The sequence below is a fragment of the Pseudomonas fluorescens genome (assembly GCF_003732425.1).
Classification (GTDB): domain Bacteria; phylum Pseudomonadota; class Gammaproteobacteria; order Pseudomonadales; family Pseudomonadaceae; genus Aquipseudomonas; species Aquipseudomonas fluorescens_BE.
In genome coordinates, this window is sequence record NZ_MOBX01000013.1 from 788631 (window position 1) to 810436 (window position 21806).

Consider the following 21806-nt stretch of genomic DNA (forward strand, 5'->3'; position numbering starts at 1 on the left):
TCAGGACAGCACTTGGCCGGCCGGCACTTGCAGGCCGTCATGCCACCACGCCGCGAGACTGAAGACGTTGGGCGCCTTGAGAATCGTGAAGTGGTTGCCCGGCCCGTACCACACCGCCAGATCCGTCACCTGGCGCTGCCAGCCTTCGACCATCGCCGCTTGCTCGCGCTGATTGCCCCACGCATCCAGCGTCGGATCATCGACCAGCGCCAGCCGCACCGGACCGGTGTAGGCCAGTTGCGGTTGATAGACCGTGCGCAAGGCCGTGGCGAAGGTGCGTACCGGGCCGTGCATCGCCTGCGCTGACGAACGCGCAGACAACACACCGGCGCGCACCATGCCCTCGTGCAACAGGCGCATTTGCGTGCTGTCGTCAGCCTCGGCGAACGCCAGTGGATCGATGCCCAACGACTTGCCGCTGGACAATTGCAGCGTCTCGATCAAGCGTTCCAGTGCGGCAGTCGTGGTGTACGGTTTGCCCGCCGTGCCGTTGCCGCCGGGAGACTCGCTGTCGATCAGGGTCAACGACGCCACCTCACGCCCGGCAGCCTGCAATTGCGCGGCCATGGCATGCGCGACCCATCCCCCGAAAGAGTGGCCGATCAGGTGCACCGCACCTTGCGGATACAACTGCTCGACAGCTTGCAGATAGCACTTCGCTGCCGCTTCAACCTGGCTGTGCGGCACGCCGCTGCCATCGAGCCCGCGCGGTTGCAGGCCGATGATCGGCCACTCCGGACCCAATGCTTCGGTCAGGTGAATGAACCCGGTGACACTGTCGCCCGCCCCCGGCACGCAGAAGATCGGCGCATGACCGGCGTGCCCGCTCTGAATGGTCAACAGCGGCTGATAGGCCTCTGGCTCCGGAGCCTGCGCAGCGGCCATAGCCTGACTCAAGGCCTGGCCGAGCACCTGAATATCCGGGGCTTTCATCATGCTGCGGTGATCGCCCGGGACATCGATGCAGCACAGCAAACCTGTGCCGACCTTGTTCTCCCAACCACGGGTCGGACTCGGTTGTGCCTGCCCCGGCATCAGTGCCTGAGCGCGGAACAAGTGCACCGGCTGGCTGGCCGGGCTGACCCGGTAATGCGCCAGCGCCAGGCCATGAGCGGCCTCACGGTCAAAGTAACTCCAGGCCTGCGCCGCTGTCAGCGCGGCCAGCTCCGGGTCGGGCAATTGCTGTTCGCAGCAGCGCTGGAACAGTTCATCGAAGGCGATGAGTTCGACTTCAGCCTCCAGCCGCTCGACCTCAGCCAACGCTGGCAGCCCTTCTGCACCGCGCATCTGCGAACGCGCGCGGCAGTGCTCAAGCAACTGACGCTTGTCGCGATGCTCGCCGCTCCAGCGGGTTTTATCCTGACTGGCCGGATGCGGCGCGTAGGTATCGAGCAGACCGACAAACGCCACCGCCTCATCCAGGCCGAGCAACTGCTGAGCGACTTCATACGCCAGCAAGCCACCAAACGACCACCCGGCCAGACGATACGGCCCATGCGGTTGCACTGCGCGGATAATCCCGACCATCCGCGCGGCCATGCATTCAAGGGTACGCAGTTGCGGTTGCCCCAACGGCACACCGGGCAAACCGTAAATCGGAAACTGCCCCTCGATGTGCATCGCCAATGCCGGGAAATACACCTCCCTGCCGCTGAACTCATGGATCAGGAACAGCGCATCGCCGCCCTCGCCCGGCCGTACCACGACCAGGCCCTCCGGCTGTTCGGGCACCGTGTTGCGCTGACAGAGCAGCGCGGCCAGCGACTCGACACTCGGACGCTGGAACAGCTCCGCCAGCGTCACCTGTTGCCCCGCACGCTGCAGCAGGTTGACCAGACGAATCGCCAGCAGCGAATGCCCGCCTAATTCGAAGAAGTTGTCGTGGCGTCCGACCTGCTCGACATTCAGCACCTCAGCCCAGACCCGCGCCAACACGGTTTCGACCTCGCCTTCAGGTGCTTCGTAATGTCGGCTGAGTACCGCGTCGAGGCCCGGCGCCGGCAGCGCCTGACGGTCGATCTTGCCGTTGGGACTCAGCGGCAAAACGTCGAGCGCAACAAACGCACCCGGCACCATGTACTCGGGTAACTGCTCAAGAATGAACGCGCGCAGCGTGTCGATAGCCGGTGCAGCACTGCCCTCGCGCAAAGTGAAATACGCGACCAGTCGTTCGTCGCGCATCAGCACGACCACCTCGCGCACACCCGGGTGCTGGATCAACCGCGCTTCGATTTCACCGAGTTCCAGGCGCAAACCATACAGCTTGACCTGGAAATCATTGCGCCCGAGGAATTCGAGGTTACCGTCCGCGCGGTAACGCACCAGATCGCCGGTGCGGTACAAGCGGTCACCGGGCACAAACGGACTGTCGATAAAGCGCTCGGCCTGCATCTGTGGCAGTCCCATATACCCTCGCGCCACGCCGATACCGCCGATGTGCAACTGGCCAATAACACCGAGCGGTACCGCTTGGTCATGCGCATCGAGCACGTACAAACGGGTGTTACAGATGGCCTTGCCAATCGGCAATTCGGTGGATGGCACGGGCATGTGCGGTTCCAGTGTCCACGCTGTGCTGTCGACCGTGGCTTCGGTCGGGCCATACACGTTATGCAGGCGCACCCACGGCAGTTGCTGGCGCACTTCGCGGGCCAGGGCCGCCGTGAGTTCGCCGCCACCGCAGAACACATCGGTGAGGCTGGTGCATTCACTGACGTCTTGCAGCTCGAGAAATTGCTGCAACAGCGCCGGCACGAACTTGACCACCGTGACCCGCTGTTGACGAATCACTTGCGCCAGATACGCCGGTTCCCGATGGCCGCCCGGCCGTGCCAGCACCAGACGCACACCGGCCGTCAGTGGCCAGAAGAATTCCCACACCGAACCATCGAAACTGAATGGGGCTTTCTGCAACAACGCGCCCTCTGGAGCTGGCGGGCAAATCTGCGAGCCCCAATGCACCAGATTGCACAAGCCACGATGTTCGAGCATCACGCCTTTTGGTGTGCCGGTCGAACCTGAGGTGTAGATCATGTACGCCAGGTTCGAAGGACTCAGGCATGGCACTTGCGGATTGCTTTCCGACTGATCGTGCCAGGTGCATTGGTCAAGGTCGATCAGCATTGCCCCAGCCTCGGCAAACAGCGATCGCGTGGCCGTCTGCACCAGCACCGCCACCGGCGCGCAGTCCCTGAGCATAAAGTCCAGGCGCTCCGCCGGATAAGCCGGATCCAGCGGCACGTACGCGCCACCGGCCTTGAGAATGCCGAGCAACCCCACCACCAGATCGAGCCCCCGCTCGACGCACAGCGCCACCCGCGCATCCGGCCCAACGCCTTGCTCACGCAGGTGATGCGCGAGGCGGTTGGCACGCGCATTCAGCGCGCGATAGGTCAGGCTGTGTTCGCCCGACTGCACGGCGATGGCGTCCGGCTGACGCCGCACCTGTGCTTCGAACAGGCTCTGCACCGGTTGCTCGACCGGGCAATCAAGCGCCGTCGCGTTGAAGTCGCCGAGCAGGCGTCGCTGCTCATCCTCGGCAAGCAACTCGACTTGCGCCAAAACCGCCTGATCATCACTGACCAGCGCCGCCAGCAAGCGCTGGAGGTAACCGACAAAACGCTGCACGGTCGACTCATCGAACAGCGCGATGGCGTAGCGCAGCGAGCCACGCACCCCGTGCTGGCTTTCGCCCAGACTCAGCGACAGGTCGAACTTCACAAAGTGATTTTCCCCGGCCAGACCTTCCAGCGTCAGCTCGCCGAGTGCCAGGGCTGGCGCCACGCTGCTGTCCCAGCTCAGCAAAGTCTGGAACAACGGTGTGTGGGAAAGGCTGCGCAGCGGCCGGGTGATTTCCACCACGTGTTCAAACGGCAGATCCTGATGCGCCTGCGCGGCCAGCGTCTGCGCTTTGACCCGCGCCAACAACACTGCCCCCGTCAGATCGCCCGAGGTATCGATGCGCAGCGCCAGGGTGTTGACGAACATGCCGATCAACCCTTCGATTTCGGCGCGGGTACGGTTGGCGACGGGCGAGCCGATAACCACATCGGACTGCCCGGACAGACGCGTAAGCAGCATCGCCCAGGCGCTCATGATCACCATGTACGGCGTCACGCTGTGGCGCTGACACAACGCCTTGAGACCGGCGCTGGTCTGCGCGTCCAGTACGATCTCGACACTGCCGCCGCGGTGATCCTGTTGCGCCGGCCGTGGACGATCAGTCGGCAGGCTCAGCAACGCCGGAGCGCCGGCCAGGGTCTGCTGCCAGTAATCACTCTGGCGCTGCAACACCTCGCCGCTCAGCCAGCGCCGTTGCCATACCGCGTAATCCGCGTATTGCAGGGCCAGCGGCGGCAGCGGATCGGCCTCGCCGTGGCTGAACGCCTGATACAGCGCCATCAACTCATGGGTCAGCACGCCCATCGACCAACCGTCGGAGATGATGTGGTGCATCGTCAGCAACAGCACATGGTGCTCATCGGCCAACTGCACCAGCCGTCCACGGATCAATGGATCGTCCTGCAAATTGAATGGTCCGCGCGCTTCCGTATCGAGCAATGTGCGCAAGGCCTCCTCGGTCTGCGGCTGTTGCCGCCAATCTTCCACAATCAGCGGCAGACCACTGTCGACCGGGGCAATCAGCACCTGTGCTTCGTCGTTCAGTTGGGTGAACCGACTGCGCAGGGTTTCGTGACGAGCGACGATTCGCGCCAATGCCCGTTGCAGTGCCACGGCGTCGAGTCGGCCACGCAGGTGCAAGCCCAGAGGAATGTTGTAGGCGGTGTTGCCGCCATCCATTTGCGCGAGGAACCACAAGCGTTGCTGGGCGAAGGACAACGGCAGCGCCTGATCGCGCGGCGCCGGCAGAATCGCCGGCAAGCTGCTGCGTTCGGCCTGACTCAACACTTGAGCGACCGCCGCCAGTTCCGGGTTGGCAAACAGATCGGCCAGCGCCAGCTCCACGCCCAATTGCTGGCGCACCTGGGAGAGCATGCGCATGGCCAGCAATGAATGGCCGCCGAGTTCGAAGAAGTTGTCATGGCGACCGACCTGCCCGACCTGCAACACCTCGGCCCAAACCTGCGCCAGGCTTGCTTCCAGTGGATTGGCCGGGGCCTCGTAGGCCCGACTGAGCAGCGCTTCCTGGGTCGGTGCCGGCAGTGCCTTGCGGTCGACCTTGCCGTTGTTGTTCAGCGGCAACACCTCGAGTTGCACCCAGGCTGTCGGCAGCATGTATTCCGGCAGACGGGCATGCAATTGCGCGTGCAGTCCGGCGCTGTCCAACAGTCCCGCGTGCGCCGTGTAGTAAGCCACCAGACGCGGGGACTCCTGTCCGTCGCGGCGCGCCAGCACCACCGCCTCCTTGATGCCCGGACAATTCAGCAGGCGATTCTCGATTTCTCCCAGCTCGATGCGGAAACCACGAATCTTCACTTGATCGTCGTTGCGGCCGATGCAGTCGAGTTGCCCCGGCGCCAGCCAGCGCGCGAGGTCGCCGGTGCGATAAAGCAGCGCGCCCGGGGTATCGCTGAACGGATCGCGGAGGAATTTCTCGGCAGTCAGATCCGGCCGGTTCAGATAACCCAGCGCCACGCCCTGCCCGCCGATGTACAGCTCGCCGGTCACGCCCATCGGCACCGGTTGCTGATACGCGTCGAGTACGTACACCTGCGTGTTGCCGATCGGGCCGCCAATCGGCACGCTCTCGGCGTTTTCTGCCACTTCGCGCACTTCAAAGGTGGTGGCGTAGGTGGTGGTTTCAGTCGGACCGTAGCAATGCACGATGCGCAATGCGGGGGCCTCGGCCAACAGTCGACGGAACGCCGCCGGATCGCCACGCTCACCGCCGCACAGCAGAATCCGCAGGCCCTTGAGCGCCTGCGGAATCAGTTGCACGTATTGATTGAACAGCGCGGTGGTGACGAACAGGATCGTCGCGCCACTGGCGTTCAGTTCACGGCCGAAGGCATTCGGATCGAGCAAGGTTTGATGGTCGATGATCACCACGCGACCGCCATTGAGCAGCGGTCCCCAGATGTCCATGGTGCTCGCATCGAACGCCGGGTTCGAGGCGAAGACCACACGATCCTGTGCATTGAAATCGGCGTAACCGTTATTGATCACCAAGCGGCCGATGCCCCGGTGCGGCACCATCACCCCTTTCGGCGTGCCGGTGGAACCGGAGGTGTACATGATGTACGCCAGCGACTCGGACGACTGCAGCAGATTCGGGTTGTGCGTCGGCTGGCCGTTGAGGGTCAGCCTGTCGAGGTCGATACGCGGCGCGGCGTAGTCGATGACTTCGCCGCTCAACGTTAACAGTGCCACCGCCCGGCAATCCTCGACCATGAACGCCTGGCGCTCGCCAGGTGCATTGATGTCCAGCGGCACATAGGCCGCCGCGCATTTGGCAATGGCCAGTTGCGCCACCAGCAACTCCAGCGAACGTGGCAGCAGGATCGCCACGTGATCGCCCGGCTGCACGCCGTGTGCGATCAGGTGATGGGCCAGGCGGTTGGCTTGGGCATTCAGCTCAAAGTAGCTCAGTGAATGTGCGCCATGCACCGCCGCCACAGCCTTGGGATGCGCCGCAGCCTGCTGTTGGAAAATCCCGTGCACGGTCAGTGTTTGCGGGTATTCGCGCGCCGTGGCATTGAAGTCGCGGAGCAAGCGCTGGCGCTCATCCGCCGCCAGCAACGGCACCTGTTCCAGTACCGTTTGCTCACCGCTGATCATCGCTTCGAGCAGACGCTCGAAGTAGCCGATGTACCGCTTGATCGTCAGCGCATCGAAAAGCGCCGTGGCGTAGTTCAGCGAGCCGCGAATCACTCCGTTGACCTCGCCCAGTGTCAGCGTCAGGTCAAACTTGGCGACCTCGCCCGGCCCGGCGACGCCCTCCAGTGTCAGCTCGCCCAGCGCCAGTTGCGGGCCGACGCTGCCGTCCCAGCTCAGCGTGGTCTGGAACAGTGGGCTATGAGCCAGACTGCGCACCGGCCGGGTGATTTCCACCACCTGCTCGAACGGCAGATCCTGGTGCGCCTGCGCCTCGAGTGTCCGCGCCTTGACCCGCGCCAGCAGCGCTTCGACGCTCGGCGCGCCCGAGGTGTCGATGCGCACGGCCAGCGTATTGACGAACATGCCGATCAGGCCTTCGACTTCAGCGCGTGTGCGGTTGGCCACCGGCGCGCCGATCACCACATCGGATTGCCCGGACAGCCGACTCATCAGCAACGCCCAGGCGCTCATCACGGTCATGAACAGGGTCACGCCGTGACGTTGGCTCAAGGCCTTGAGGCCAGTACTCAGGCGCTCGTCCAGCAGCACTTCGACGTTGCCGCCGGCATAGTCCTGTTGTGCCGGTCGCGGGCGATCGGTGGGCAGCGTCAACAACGCTGGCGCGCCGTCGAGGGTCTGCTGCCAGTACTCGCTTTGCCGCTGCAGAACTTCACCGCTGAGCCAGCGCCGTTGCCACACGGCGTAGTCGCCGTATTGCAGGGTCAGTGGCGGCAGCGGATCAGGCTGACCCTGGCTGAACGCTTGATACAACGCCATCAACTCAGCCGTCAGCACGCCCATCGACCAGCCGTCAGCGACAATGTGATGCACGGTCAACAGCAACACATGATGATCGTCGGCCAAGCGCACCAACCGTCCACGAATCAACGAATCGTTCTGCAAATCAATCGCTGTCGAGGCTTCCTGCGCCATCAATATTTGCAAGGTTTGCTCGGCCTGCGGCTGTTGGCGCAGATCTTCTACGCGCAGCAGCAAACCGCTGTCGACCGGGGCAATCGACACCTGCGCGCTGTCGTCGATGCGGATGAAACGGCTGCGCAGGGTTTCGTGGCGGGCGACGATCCGCGCCAGCGCCGATTGCAGGGCATCAACGTCGAGGTGACCGCGCAGGCGCAAGCCGAGAGGAATGTTGTACGCCGAGTTGCCACCCGCCATCTGCGCGAGAAACCACAGGCGTTGTTGGGCGAAGGACATCGGCAGCGCCTGATCACGCGGTGCCGGCAAGATCTCCGGTAACGCGCTGCGGCCGGCACGATTCAATACTGCAGCGATTGCGCTCAATTGCGCATCGGCAAACAGATCACTCAGCGCCAGTTCGACGCCGAGGCGCTGACGGATCAGCGAAACCATGCGCATTGCCAACAGCGAATGACCGCCCAGTTCGAAGAAGTGGTCATGACGGCCAACCTGTCCAACCTGCAGCACCTCAGCCCAGATCTGCGCCAGGGCGGTTTCCAGTTCGCCTTGCGGCGCTGCGTATTCGCGGCTGGCTAGCGCGGCCAGATCCGGTATCGGCAATGCCTTGCGGTCAACCTTGCCATTGGCAGTCAGCGGCAAAGCCTCGAGCCGGACAAACGCTGCCGGCACCATGTAGTCCGGCAACTGCGCCAGCAGCTGTGCGCGCAACTCGCCCACTGCCAGTGGCTCGACCCCCGCCTGTTCGGTGAAATAGGCCACCAGTCGCGGCTGGCCGGGTTGGTCCTCACGGGCCAGCAGCACCGCTTCGTTAATACCGGGGAGCTGATTGAGACGGGTCTCGATTTCGCCCAATTCAATGCGCATGCCACGGATTTTCACCTGGTCGTCGTTACGCCCCGAGTAGTCGAGCGAGCCGTCTTCGCGCCAACGGGCAAGGTCACCGGTGCGGTACATACGAGCATTCGGCGTGCGGCTGAACGGGTCGTGCAGGAAGCGCTCGGCGGTCAGATCGGCGCGGTTCAGATAACCCCGGGCCACCCCCGCGCCACCGACGTACAACTCGCCCATCACGCCCATTGGCACCGGGCGTTGCTGCTCATCGAGCAGGTAAACCGCCGCGTTCGCCACCGGTTTGCCGATGTGCAACGCCGCGCCGACGTCAATACGCCCGGAAGTGGCGACCACGGTAGCCTCGGTCGGGCCGTAGTTGTTGATCACGGCGAAGCGCTGCTGACGGCTGAACTGGCGCAAGCGATCGCCACCGATCAGCAAAGTGCGCAAGGTCGGATGATCGAGGTTCTGGCTGAACGCATATTCGGCGACCGGTGTTGGCAAAAAGCTCACGTCCAGCGGCTGGGCACGCCACCAGTCGAGCAAGCCGTCGATGTCTTCAGCACCGTCATGGGTCGGTGCAAGGTGCAGGGTCGCGCCCGCGCACAGGGCCGGCCAGACTTCCCACGCCATCGCATCGAAGCCAAACCCGGCAAGGCTTGAGGTGTGGTTGCCGACGCGCAAGTCGAACGCTTCACAGTGCCAGTCGACCAGGTTCGACAGCGTCTGATGCTCGACCATGACCCCTTTGGGCAGGCCGGTCGAACCCGAGGTGTAGATCACGTACGCCAGATGCGCAGCGGTCAGGCCCGGCACCGCAGGGTTGTACTGCGCCTGCGCCGGCCACGCGCACAGGTCGACATCGATCACTGGCACGCTCAGCAGCGGCAGTCTCTGGTGCAGGTCGCTTTGCGTGAGCACCACGACCGGCGCGCTGTCGCTCAGCAAATAACTGATCCGCTCGGCGGGATGTGCCGGATCGATCGGTACATAGCCGGCGCTGGCCTTGAGGATGGCGACCAGCCCGACCAATGTATCCAGCCCCCGGCGGGCGACGATGGCCACACGGTCATCGGCTTTCACCCCCATGGCGATCAAGTGATGAGCCAAGGCATTGGCTTGTCGATTGAGCTGCAAGTAAGTCAGTGGCTGTCCGGCAAACACCGCCGCCACGGCCTGCGGACGCTCGGCGACCTGCGATTCGAAACGCTGCGCAATCGTCAGCCCACGCGGGTAGTCAGCCTCGGTTGCGTTGAAATTCACCAGTAGCTGTTGACGCTCTGGCGCCGGCAGGATCGACAACCGGTCAAACCCCACGTGCGGCGTGTGCTCCAGCGCATCCAGCAACGTCATCAGCGCCCCCTGCATGTAGCCGCAAATGCGTAGCGCATCGATGCCGGCCCCGGCCAACACCTTCAGGCTGAAGTCTTCACCGAGATCGTCAACGCTGAGGGTCAGGCGATAGTTGGTGTGTTCCTCGGCAGCGAGCAATTGCATGCCCTGCCACGCCGCTTGCAACTCGGCGGATATCGGCCCGACGGGGGCACTGTGACGATAGTTGAGCAGCGTGCTGAACAGCGGCGTGCCCGCCGGCATGGCGCTGCATTGCTGCACCTGCGCCAGTTGCGCATGTTCATGGGCCAGCAACTGACTCAGGCGTTCGTGGGTCGCCAGTGCGGCGCCTTTGACGCTATGGGCATTCAGTTCGATGCACAGCGGCAAGGTGTTGATGAACACACCGAGTGCGCGCTCCGCGCCTTCACCGCCCTGCAATCGGCCGAGCAACACCGTGCCGAATACGACGGCGTCGCGTCCGGACAATTGCCCCAGCACCTGCGCCCAGGCGAGGTGCATCAGGCTGGCAGCGCTGACACCCAAACGCCGGGCCTGCTGACGTACGCTGTGGCTCAGCGCGCTTTCCAGGTCCAGTTGCGCCTCTTGTGCGGGGCCGTCGTTGGCCAGATTGTGCCCGTAGGGCAAGGTCGGCTCATCAACAGCGCCGAGCATCTCGCGGAAGAAACCGGCGTGCTCTTGCGCGGTCAGGCCGGAACGGGTGTGCGCCACGTAATTGCGGTACGGCACCGGTTCGCTCAAGTGCCCGGTGTTGCCGAGCAGAAACGCCTGCATCTCGTGCTGCAACACCTCCAGCGCGACGTGATCCATCACCAGGTGATGAAACAAAAGCAACGCCACGACGCGTTGATGGGTCTCATCGCGGCCGTGCACCACGCGCATCAGCGGTGCCTCGGTGACGGTCATGCGGTAGTTATCGATGGTGAAGCGGCTCCGCAGCTGGCTCAGCGCATCGCCCGCTTCGGCGTCCAGCTGCAATGCCTCGCAGCTCAGCGCAGCCTCACGCCAGACCACTTGCACCGGCTCTTCGAGACCTTCCCAGAACAGCGACGTGCGCAGAATGTCATGGCGTTCGATCACCCGTTGCAGTGCCTCGGTGAATACCTGTAAACGCTGCTCGTCGGCAAAGGCAAACTGCGCCTGCAGCACGTACGGATCGCCCTGCGCGGCCGACAGATGATGGAACAGGATGCCGGTCTGCAAAGGTGCCAGCGGGTAGATGTCCTGAACGTTGCGCGCACCGCCGGGGACACTCGCGACGATTCGGTTGATCGTCGATTGGTCCAGCGCCACCAGCGGCAGCAGTTCCGGGGTAATGTGCGTGCAATCGGCCGGAATGAAATTCGCCGGCACCGCCACATCGGGTTCGCCGCCCACTGCCGCAGCGAGCGCGGCCAATGTCGGCTGGCCAAAGAGCACACGAATATCCGCCGACAGGCCAGCCCGACGCATACGCGCGACAAGGTTGACCGCCATTAACGAGTGGCCACCCAGTTCAAAGAAATGATCAAAGCGCCCTACCCGCTCGACCTTCAGCAACTCGGCCCAAATCTCGGCAATGACGGTTTCGACTTCACCGATCGGGGCTTCGTATTCACGGATCAGCCGCGCAGTCTGGTCGGGAGCCGGCAAGGCCCGTCGATCCAGTTTGCCGTTGGGGCTCAGCGGCAAGGCCGGCAAATGCACAAACACCGCAGGCACCATGTAGTCCGGCAGATGCTTGAGCAATTGGCTGCGTAGCTGATCTGTTTCCACTGGCTCGCCGCTGTAGTACGCGACCAGACGCTGATCGCCCGGCACGTCCTCACGGGCCAGCACGGTCGCTTCGCGCACGCCGTCGACCTGCGCCAGATGTGCCTGAATCTCGCCCAGTTCGATGCGCAAACCACGGATTTTGACCTGATCGTCGTTGCGCCCCAGGTACTCGATGTTGCCATCGGCCAGATACCGCGCGACGTCACCGGTACGGTACAAACGCGCGCCTGGCTGATCACTGAACGGATCGTCGAGGAAGCGTTCGGCCGTCAGCTCAGGCCGATTCAGATAACCCCGTGCGACCTGCACGCCGCCGAGATACATCTCGCCGACCACACCCAATGGCGTCGGTTGCTGGTGAGCATCAAGGATATACACGCGGGTATTGCACAGCGGTTTGCCAATCGGCGGCGCGCCTTGCGGTACCGGCGAATTCGCTTCCAGCGTCCATACGGTGCTGTCGACGGTGGCTTCGGTCGGACCATAAACGTTGTGCAGGCGCACCTGCGGCAGACGTTCACGCACGCTGCGCACCAGCGCGGCCGTCAGCTCACCGCCGCCACAGAACACATCAGTCAGGCTCTTGCATTCGCTAACCTCTTCCACTTCAAGGAATTGCTGCAACAGCGCCGGTACGAACTGGACGACATTGACCTGTTGCTCACGAATCAGCTGCACCAGCGTGAGCGGATCGCGGTGGTCGTCCGGCCCGGCGAGGACCAAACGCATGCCGCAGCTCAACGGCCAGAACAGCTCCCACACCGAGGCGTCGAAACTCAACGGGGTTTTCTGCAACAGCGCGGCGCCGGTAGAAAGCGGACACAGGCTGGCGCTCCAGTGCAGCAGATTGCCCAGGTTGCGGTGTTCGACCATCACACCCTTCGGCGTGCCAGTGGAACCGGAGGTGTAAATCACATAGGCCAGATTCGCCGCGCTCAGGCCTGGCACCTGCGGATTACTCTGCGCCAGGTCTTGCCAGCTGCACCGGTCGAAATCGACCCACACGCCGGCCCACTCGCCAATCAGCGCACGCGTTGGCGCATGCACCAGCACCGCCACTGGCGCGCTGTCCTCAAGCATGTAGGCCAGACGCTCAGCGGGATACCCTGGGTCCAGCGGCACATAAGCGCCGCCGGCCTTGAGAATCGCCAGCAGACCAACCAGCAGCTCCGGCCCGCGCTCGACGCAGATCGCCACCCGCGCATCGCGGCCCACGCCGCACTGGCGCAGGTGATGGGCGAGTTGGTTGGCGCGACGGTTCAACTCGGCGTAACTCAAACGCAATTCACCGGCCACCACGGCATCCGCGTCTGGCGTGCGCAACACCTGCGTCTCGAAGCGACCATGAACGGTCTGCTCAAGATCGTGGGTGACAGCGGTTGCGTTCAGATCGACCAACAGATGCTGACGTTCATCGTCGGCCAACAACGCCACCTGCTCCAGCACCGCTTGATCGTTGCTGACCATGGCCTGCAACAGGCGCTGGAAGTAGCCGACGTAACGTTGAATCGTCGACTCATCGAACAAGGCAACCGCGTACTCCAGAACACCGCGAATCCCGCCCGGCGCGTCTGCCAGCGTCAGCGACAAATCGAATTTGGCAAAGTGGCTGGGTTCGGCAACGCTTTCCAGCGTCAGCTCGCCCAGACTCAGGCTGGTGCCGTGGCCGCTGTCCCAACTGAACATCGCTTGAAACAACGGGCTGTGCGCCATGCTTCGCGCAGGCCGGATGACTTCCACCACTTGTTCGAACGGCAGATCCTGATGTGCTTGCGCATCCAGCGTCCGCGCCTTGACCCGCGCCAGCAGCGCCTCGGTGCTCAACGCGCCCGAGGTATCGATACGCAGGGCCAGGGTATTGACGAACATGCCGATCAAACCTTCGATTTCGGCCCGAGTGCGGTTGGCCACCGGCGAACCGACGACCACTTCGGATTGCCCGGACAATCGACTCAACAGGCTCGCCCATGCGCCGAGCATGAGCATGTACATCGTCACGCCGTGACGCTGGGCCAAGGCCTTGAGTCCGGCGCTCAAGCGTTCATCAAGCACCACATCGACGGTGCTGCCGGCATATTCCTGCTGCGCCGGGCGCACGCGGTCGGTCGGCAGTGTCAACAGCGCAGGAGCGCCCGCCAACGTTTGTTGCCAGTACTCGCTTTGACGCTCCAGGACCTCGCCGCCGAGCCAGCGCCGCTGCCACACCGCGTAGTCGGTGTATTGCAGCGGCAGCGGCGGCAGTGGATCCGGTTGACCCTGGCTGAACGCCTGATAGAGCGCCATCAGTTCACGGGTCAGAACACCCATCGACCAGCCGTCGGAGATGATGTGGTGCATCGTTAGCAACAGCACATGATGATCGTCGGCCAGGCGCACCAACCGACCGCGAATCAGCGCATCGTCCTGCAAGTCGAACGGCCCCGAGGCCTCGCCCTGAATCAGCGCCGCCAGGGTCTGGTCGGCTTGCGGGTGCTGGCGCAGGTCTTCAACCCGCAGCAGCAGGCCGCTGTCGACCGGGGCGATCAACACTTGCGCCTGGTCATTGAACTGGGTGAAACGGCTGCGCAGGGTTTCATGCCGCGCAACGATGCGCGCCAAGGCTTGCTGCAGGGCCGGTTCATTCAACTGGCCACGCAGGCGCAAACCGATGGGAATGTTGTACGCGGTGTTGGCGCCTTCCATTTGTGCAAGAAACCACAAGCGTTGCTGAGCGAACGACAACGGCAAGGCGCCGTCACGGGCCACCGCGACAATCTCCGGTTGCGTGCTGCGCCCGGCCCGCGCCACCGTCTCGGCAACCGCTGCCAGTTCGGCGTTGGCAAACAGATCGCCCAGTGCCAGCTCGACACCAAGACGCTGGCGAACCTGGGACACCATGCGCATGGCCAATAGCGAGTGACCGCCGAGTTCGAAGAAATGGTCCTGACGCCCGACTCGCTCGACTTGCAGCACCTGCGCCCAGATCTGTGCCAAGGCGCTTTCCAGTTCGTTGTGCGGCGCCTCGTATTCACGGGTGAACAGCGCCGCACGCTCGGGTTTCGGCAGGGCCTTGCGGTCGACCTTGCCATTGGCGGTCAACGGCAGTGCGTCGAGTTTGACGAAGGCCACCGGCACCATGTACTCCGGCAACTGGCTCAACAGGTGCGCACGCAACTCGGCCACGGCCAGTGGTTCGACCTGGCTCTGCTCGGTGAAATACGCCACCAGACGCGGCTGACCGGGTTCATCTTCGCGCGCCAGCAGCACGGCTTCCTGAATGCCGGGCAACTGATTGAGGCGGGTTTCGATTTCGCCGAGTTCGATGCGCACGCCACGGATTTTCACCTGATCGTCGTTACGCCCCAGGTATTCGATCGTGCCGTCGGCACGCCAGCGTGCGAGGTCGCCGGTGCGGTACATGCGCGCATTCGGCAAGGGGCTGAACGGGTCGTGGAGGAAGCGCTCGGCACTCAGGTCGGCGCGGTTCAAATAGCCGCGAGCGACCCCGGCACCGCCAACATACAACTCGCCCATGACGCCAATCGGCACCGGACGCTGCTGTTCATCGAGCAGGTACACCGTGGCGTTGGCCACCGGTTTACCGATGTGCAAGGCGTCGCCCGCCTCGATGCGTCCAGAGGTGGCGACCACGGTGGCTTCGGTCGGACCGTAGTTGTTGATCACGTCGAATTGCTGGTTGCGGCTGAACTGGCGCAAGCGGTCGCCACCGATCAACAGGGTGCGCAACGTCGGGTGTTCAAGGTTCTGGCTGAAGGCATATTCGGCCACGGGCGTCGGCAGGAAACTCACGTCCAGTGGCTGTGCGCGCCACCACTCGAGCAACGCATCGATGTCCTCGGCACCCTCATGAGTCGGTGCCAGATGCAGGGTCGCGCCGGCACACAATGCCGGCCAGACTTCCCAGGCCATGGCGTCAAAACCGAACCCGGCAAGACTGGACGTATGGCGACCAGCGCACAGATCAAACGCTGAGCAATGCCAGTCGACCAGATTCGACAAGGTGCGATGTTCGACCATCACCCCTTTGGGCAGGCCGGTGGAACCGGAGGTGTAGATCACGTAGGCCAGGTGTTCAGCGGTCAGGCCCGGCACCTGCGGATCAAGGGTCTCGCTCAGCGGCCAGGTGCGCGGGTCAAGATCGACCACCGGCACCGCCAGCGCCGGCAAGCGCTCACGCAGATTGTTTTGGGTCAGCACGACGACGGGGGCGCTGTCGCTGAGCAAGTAGTGCAGACGCTCGGCCGGGTGCGCCGGGTCGACCGGCACATAACCGGCGCCGGCCTTGAGAATGGCGACCAGCCCGACCAGCGTATCGAGGCCACGGCGGGCGACGATGGCGACGCGATCATCAGGCTTGACCCCGAGCGCGAGCAAATGATGCGCCAGAGCGTTGGCGTGCCGGTTGAGTTCGGCATAGCTCAGTTGCTCACCCAAGAACTGTGCTGCCACAGCTTCTGGCCGCTGCGCCACTTGAGCCTCGAAACGCTGGGCAATGGTCAACGTCGCGGGGAAATCGGCGTGACTGGCATTGAACGCCAACAGCAGCTGCTCGCGCTCGGCCGCCGGCAGAATTGGCAATTGGTTGAGCGCGGTATCGGGCGCCTGCTCCAGCGCCAACACCAAACTATCGAGGGCGCAATGCAAGTAATCGCAGATGCGCTGTGGATCGACCTCGGTGGTGGCCAGTAAGGTCAGGCTGAAGGCATCGCCGAAATCATCGACGCTCAGGGTCAGCGGATAGTTGGTGCGCTCTTCGGAGCTGATCGTGCTGATGCCTTCCCAGGCCGCCAGGGTCTCGGCACTTGCGGTCGCCGCCGCGTGGCTGTGACGGTAATTGAGCAAGGCACTGAACAACGGCGTCGGCGCGACCACGCCGCTGCAACGCTGGGCCAGTGCCAGCGGCGCGTGCTCGTGGCGCATCAGCGTGGTCAGGCGTTTGTGCGTCGCCTCCACCGCCGTACGCACGCCCTGCGCATCGACATCGACCCGCAGCGGCAAGGTGTTGATGAAAATCCCCAGCGCCCGCTCGGTGGCTTCGGCGCCTTGCATGCGCCCCATCAGCACCGTGCCGAAGACCACGTTTGACTTGCCGGTGAGCACGGCCAATACCTGTGCCCAGCCCAGGTGAAACAGGCTCGCGGCACTCACGCCGAGTTGCCGCGCCTGCGCGCGCAAACGCTGGCCGAGCAACGGGTTGACCGGCAAGCTCAGTTCGGCGATACCGAGGCCGTCACCCTGTACGTCCTGCAAACCGTATGGCAGGGTCGGCTCGGCAATATCACCGAGCATCTCGCGGAAAAACGCCTCGTGCCCGGCTTCACTGATGCCCAGTCGCGCTTGCGCCACGTAATTGCGAAACGGCACCGGGCGCCCGAGCGATTGATCCTCGCCGGTGAGGCAGGCGAGCAGTTCGTGACGCACCACGTCGAGCGCCGAGTGGTCCAGCGCCATGTGATGGAACAACAACGTCGCGACCACGCGCTGACCGTCCTCATCCCACGCGTACGCCAGCCGCAGCATCGGTGCGTGCCTGACATCCAGACGGAAATGCCGCGCATCGAAACGTTCGTGCAACTGCTGCAGCGCATCGCTCGCGCTGTCTGGCAGCACGACCTCTTCCATCGGCAACTGGGCCTGACGCCAGACCACTTGCAGCGGCACGTCCAGCCCTTCCCAATGCACCGCCGTGCGCAGGATGTCGTGGCGATCGATGACCTTTTGCAAAGCTTGGGCGAAGTCCTGCAGACGCTCACGGCTGCTGAACGCAAAGTACGACTGCATGACGTAGGGATCGCCCTGCTCGTTGCTCGCGTGGTGATAGAGAATGCCTTCCTGCAACGGCGCCAGTGGGTAGATGTCCTGCACATTGGCGGCGCCGCCCGGTACCTCGGCGAGCAAGCGGTCGAGGGTGGCCTGATCCACTTCGGCCAGGGTCACCATCGCTGGGGTGATGTGCGTGGTGCCGGGGAGAATGCCGTTGGCCGGAACGTCGATCTGGCCGACGCGGGTGGCCGAGTATTGGCCGGCCTTGATCAGTTCGATCAGCGCCGGTTTGTGCTCGCGCAGCGCAGCCAGCAGCGCCGGATCGCTCAACGCCTGTTTGTTACCGTTGACGCGCAATTGCTCATCGGTCACCGCCAACTGAATGTCTTTTTCCTTCAGGGTTGCCAACAGTTCGAGCACATTCACAGGACGATCTCCATTCTTTCCGTAATTGCGGCGTAGCCGGCCAGGGTCGGATGTTCGAACAACGCCCTGACATCGGCTTCCATGCCTTCCTGACGTAACCGGCCGATCAGACTGACCGCCAGTAACGAGTGACCACCCAGTTCAAAGAAATGGTCGTGACGCCCGACCCGCTCGACGTTGAGCAGTTCGGCCCAGAGCCGTGCGAGGGTGATTTCCACTTCGCCGACCGGGGCTTCGTATTCGCGGGTTTTCAGCGATTGCTGATCCGGCGCCGGCAAGGCCTTGCGGTCGAGTTTGCCGTTCGGGCTCAGCGGCAAACGATCGAGATGCACGAACACGGCGGGCACCATGTAGTCCGGCAAATGCTCGAGCATTTGACTGCGCAGCAGGTCGATTTCCAAGCGCTCGCCGGTGTAATACGCGACCAGACGCTTGTCGCCGGCCACCTCTTGGCGGGCGACCACCACGGCTTCCTGCACACCTTCGAGCTGGGCCAGGCGCGCCTGAATTTCGCCCAGTTCAATACGCAGACCGCGGATCTTCACCTGATCATCGTTACGCCCCAGGTACTCGATATTGCCGTCCGGCCGATACCGTGCGACGTCGCCAGTGCGGTACATGCGTCCGTTAGGCTGGAACGGATCGTTGAGGAAGCGCTCGGCACTCAGCTCAGGCCGGTTCAGATAACCGCGCGCCACCTGCACACCAGCGATGTACAACTCGCCGATCACGCCTTGCGGCACCGGCTGCTGTTGCGCATCAAGGATGTACATGCGGGTGTTGGCGATCGGTTTGCCGATCGGCGTGTTGTCCGGGGTCTGCTCGATCGTTCCCGCGCAGTCCCACGCGGTGACATCGACGGCGGCTTCGGTCGGGCCGTACAGGTTATGCAACGCGCAACCCGGCAATTGCAGCTTGAAGCGCCGCACCAGACTGCCCGGCAACGCCTCGCCGCTGCACATCACCTGCCGCACACCGTCGCAGCGTGTGGTGTCGCTGTTGGCGAGGAACACGTCGAGCATCGACGGCACAAAGTGCAGCGTGGTGATGTGTTCGCGCTCGATCACTTCGCTCAGGTAGTGCGGATCCTTGTGCCCGCCGGGCTGCGCCATGACCAGGCGCGCGCCGGTCATCAGCGGCCAGAAGAACTCCCACACCGACACGTCGAAGCTGAACGGGGTTTTCTGCAGCACCGAGTCGTTAGCGGTCAGGCAATAGGCGTCCTGCATCCACAGCAAGCGGTTGACCACCCCGGCGTGTTCGTTGACCACGCCCTTTGGCTGGCCGGTCGAGCCGGAGGTGTAGATCACATAGGCGCTGTGTTGTGGCGTCAGCGCCGGGATTTGCGGATTGTCGGCAGACAACGATTGCCAAGTGTCCTGGTCAAGATCGACCACGGGTGCGGCGATGTCCCCCAGCAACGCGCGGGTCGCCCCGTGCACCAGCACCACGGCCGGCGCGCAGTCCTTGAGCATGTAGGCCAGACGCTCCGGCGGATAGGCCGGGTCCAGCGGTACATAAGCGGCGCCGGCCTTGTTGATCGCCAGCAGGCCGATGACCATTTCCAGGCTACGTTCGACGCAGATTGCCACCCGTGAATCGACCTGTACGCCAAGGCTGAGCAGATGCCGGGCCAAGCGGTTGGCGCGCTCGTTCAACTGCGTGTAGCTCAATGCCTGTTCGCCGGCAACAATGGCCACAGCCTGTGGCGTACGCCGCACCTGCGCTTCGAACAAGCCGTGCAGCGTCTGCTGCAAATCGTAATCGACGGCGGTGTCGTTGAGACCGAACAGCAACGCCTGCCGCTCCTCGTCCGCCAACACCGTCAGGTGATTCAACGCTTGCTGCGGTGCGTGCTCCAGTGCGTCAACCAGTGCGGTAAGCGCGTTATGCATGTAATGGCCGAGGCGTGCCGCACCAATGCGCGACGGCGTCATCACTGTCAGTTCGAAACCGCTGCCGAGATCGTCGACGTTGAGGGTCAACGGGTAATTGGTGCGCTCCTCACCGGCCAGGGATTCGATGCCCTGCCAGGCCTCGCGCTTGGTATTTTGCTGAGCTTCGCTGTCGCTATGGCGGTAATTGAGCATCGCGCTGAACAGTGGTGACGGCGCCGCGACAGCGCTGCAACGCTGGGCCAATGCCAGCGAAGCATGTTCGTGAGCCAACAGCGCACTGAGCCGCGCATGGGTCGCCTTGACCCCGACGCGCACATCGGTTTCGTCGACATCCACGCGCAATGGCAAGGTGTTGATGAACATGCCCAACCCGCGATCCGCGCCGGCGCCGCCCTGCATGCGGCCCAGCAGCACCGTGCCGAACACTACCCGCTCCTGACCCGACGTTGCCGCCAGCACCTGTGCCCAGGCGAGATGGAACAGGCTGGCGACGCTGACGCCGAGCAACCGCGCCTGACTGCGCAGACGCTGCGCCACCATGGGCGGCAGTGGCTGGCAGACTTCCTCGATGTCGTTACCGTCGCCGTGGACATCCTGCAAGCCGAACGGCAGCGTCGGTTCGTCGATGTCGCCGAGCATTTCGCGGAAGAACACTTCGTGCTCTTGTTCGCTGACGCCAAGGCGGGTCTGCGCGACATAATTGCGGTACGGCACAGCGGCCTGCGGCAGCCGCTCATCACCGTGCAAAATCGCCTGCATTTCGGCGCTGACCACCGCCAGTGCCGTGTGGTCCATGGCGATGTGATGGAACAACAGCATGGCGACGACGCGCTGATTGTCTGGATCGAGGGCATACACCAGACGCAGCAGCGGCGCCTGGTCGAGGTCCAGACGCCAGTGCCGCGCATCGAAGCGTGCACGCAACTGGTCGATGGCTTCACCCTGCGCGGGCTCCAGCGCCACGGCTTGTACCGGCAGCTCGGCACGCCGCCAGACCACTTGCACCGGCGTCACCAAGCCTTGCCAGACCACCGAAGTGCGCAGGATGTCGTGGCGCGTCATGACCTGACGCAACGCCGCCGCGAACCCTTGAAAACGCTCAAGGCTGTCGAATGCCAGACACGATTGCAGCAAGTACGGATCGCCCTGCGCGGCGCTGAGGTGGTGATACAGAATCCCCTCCTGCAACGGCGCCAGCGGGTAAATGTCCTGCACGTTGGCCGCGCCACCCGGCACCGTGGCGACGATGCGCTCGATACTGGCCTGATCCAGTTGCACCAGCGGCAGCATGTCCGGGGTGATGTGCGTGCAGCCGGCCGCAATCAGATTCTCCGGCACGGCGACCTCGCGGCCGCTGCCCACCGCCGTCGCCAGCGCGGCCAGGGTCGGTTGGCTGAACAGCACGCGCACGTCGGTGCTCAGATCGGCCTGACGCATGCGTTCGATCAGCGTCACCGCCAGCAACGAATGCCCGCCCAGTTCGAAGAAGTTGTCGTGACGTCCGACCTGTTCGACGTTGAGGACTTCGGACCAGATCTGCGCCAAGGCGACTTCCACCGCGCCTTGCGGTGCAGCATATTCGCGGCTCAGCCACGCGGTTTGATCCGGCTCTGGCAAGGCCTTGCGGTCGAGTTTGCCGTTGGCGGTCAGCGGCAGTGCTTGCAGACGCACGTAAGCGGCAGGCACCAGGGCTTGCGGCAACTGCGCTTGCAGATGATTGCGCAAGTCCTCGATCTCGACGTTCAGCCGTTCGGTAAACCACGCCAGCAACTGGCCGTCGCGCACCAGCACCACGCAATCCTGCACGGCTTCGTGACTGCTCAACGCCGCTTCGATTTCGCCCGGTTCGATGCGCACGCCGCGCAGTTTGACCTGATCATCGTTACGCCCCAGGTATTCGATATTGCCGTCAGGTAGCCAGCGTGCGAGGTCGCCAGTGCGATACATGCGCGCCTGCGGTGCGTCGCTGAACGGATCGTCGAGGAAACGTTCGGCGCTCAGTTCGGGACGATGCAGATAACCGCGCGCCACACCGGCACCACCGACATACAACTCACCGGCGAC

2 protein-coding genes (1 of these 2 only partly in view) are annotated in these 21806 nt (G+C 63.7%); both read right to left on the bottom strand.

Annotated features, from left to right (window positions below; all coding sequences use genetic code 11):
• Nucleotides 1-17844 (bottom strand): non-ribosomal peptide synthase/polyketide synthase, encoded by a 17844-nt coding sequence (locus tag BK670_RS14020; RefSeq protein ID WP_123450385.1) that lies wholly within the window; start codon nucleotides 17842-17844, stop codon nucleotides 1-3.
• Nucleotides 17841-21806, bottom strand: partial view of a non-ribosomal peptide synthetase gene (locus BK670_RS14025; RefSeq protein ID WP_123450387.1) — the 3' end only. The gene runs 9051 nt beyond the window's last position; 3966 of the gene's 13017 nt are visible here — the last part of the coding sequence; its start codon lies off the right edge, out of view; the stop codon is at nucleotides 17841-17843. The genes BK670_RS14020 and BK670_RS14025 overlap by 4 nt, the downstream gene beginning before the upstream one ends.